Origin of the sequence: Pseudomonas sp. MF6776 (genome assembly GCF_016613125.1) — a bacterium.
GTDB classification, from domain to species: domain Bacteria; phylum Pseudomonadota; class Gammaproteobacteria; order Pseudomonadales; family Pseudomonadaceae; genus Aquipseudomonas; species Aquipseudomonas iridis.
On record NZ_JAENSQ010000096.1, the window covers coordinates 1 to 1,113 of the forward strand.

Consider the following 1,113-nt stretch of genomic DNA (forward strand, 5'->3'; position numbering starts at 1 on the left):
GGCGGCGGCGAAAACTGAGTGCAACACCTGACCTTTCCGGTACGGTGCTGTCCCTATGTCTTATTCCGAACTCAGCGTTGAAGAGCGCGCCACCATTCAAATCGGTCATGCCCAAGGTTTCAGCCTGCGCGGGATTGCCTGCTTGATCAACCGATCCCCTTCGACCATCAGCCGGGAGCTGCGCCGCAATCGAGATGCCTGTGGCGGCTACTCGGCCCGCGTGGCCCAGCAGCAGATGCAGGCCCGCCGTCAGGTGTGTCGACCGAAGCAAAAGCTGTTGCCGGGTAGCGAGCGCTTCGAATTGGTGGCGCATATGCTGCGTGAGCGTTTGTCTCCCGAGCAGATTGCCGGCAAGCTGCGCAGCATGAATATTCCCAGCCTCAGAGATGCCTACGTCTGTCGCGAGACGATCTATAACGCGATCTATGCCTTGCCAGTCGGCGAGCTGCGTAAAGAGCTGATCATCTGCCTGCGCCAAAGCAAGACGATGCGCAGGCCGCGCTCTGGCGGCGTGGATCGGCGCGGTCAGATCCCTGAGATGGTCAGTATTCATGTACGTCCGCCGGAGATCGAAGACCGACTGATGCCAGGGCATTGGGAAGGCGACCTGATCAAGGGCAAGGCCAACGCCTCGTCTGTAGGTACGCTGGTGGAGCGCACCAGTGGCTACCTGATGCTGGTGAAGATGAACGACGCGACGGCGACCTCGGCGATGGAAGGCTTCAGTGCAGCGCTCAATGGCATGCCGCTGGCGATGCGCAAGAGCATGACCTACGACCAGGGCCGAGAAATGGCGCGGCATGCTGAAATCACCCAGCAGACCGGGGTGGCGATTTACTTCTGCGACCCGCACAGCCCTTGGCAGCGCGGCAGTAACGAAAACATCAATGGCCTGATCCGCCAGTACCTGCCCAAGGGCACGGACTTGTCGGTGCATAGCCAGGAGGAACTGGATGCCATCGCACTGCAACTGAACATGCGCCCCCGTAAGCGCTTCGACTTCAAGTGTCCGATCGAGGTTATGGACGAGGTGATGCAGGAAGCTATGGCTATGCGGCATGATGCTCCAGCTTCAATTCAATAACCGTGTTGCACTCAGCTCCTGTAACCGCC

1 protein-coding gene is annotated in these 1,113 nt (G+C 59.7%); it reads left to right on the forward strand.

All coding sequences use genetic code 11. The features are described 5' to 3' along the window. The first annotated feature begins 55 nt into the window (after window positions 1-55). Entirely contained in the window at window positions 56-1,084 is a 1,029-nt protein-coding gene (locus JJD74_RS30580; protein ID WP_017846207.1) for an IS30 family transposase, read from the forward strand. Window positions 1,085-1,113 lie beyond the last annotated feature (29 nt).

Excerpts from the sequence above, each read along its gene's own strand:
- JJD74_RS30580 (WP_017846207.1), top strand. The coding sequence starts at position 56 with ATGTCTTATTCCGAACTCAGCGTTGAAGAGCGCGCCACCATTCAAATC.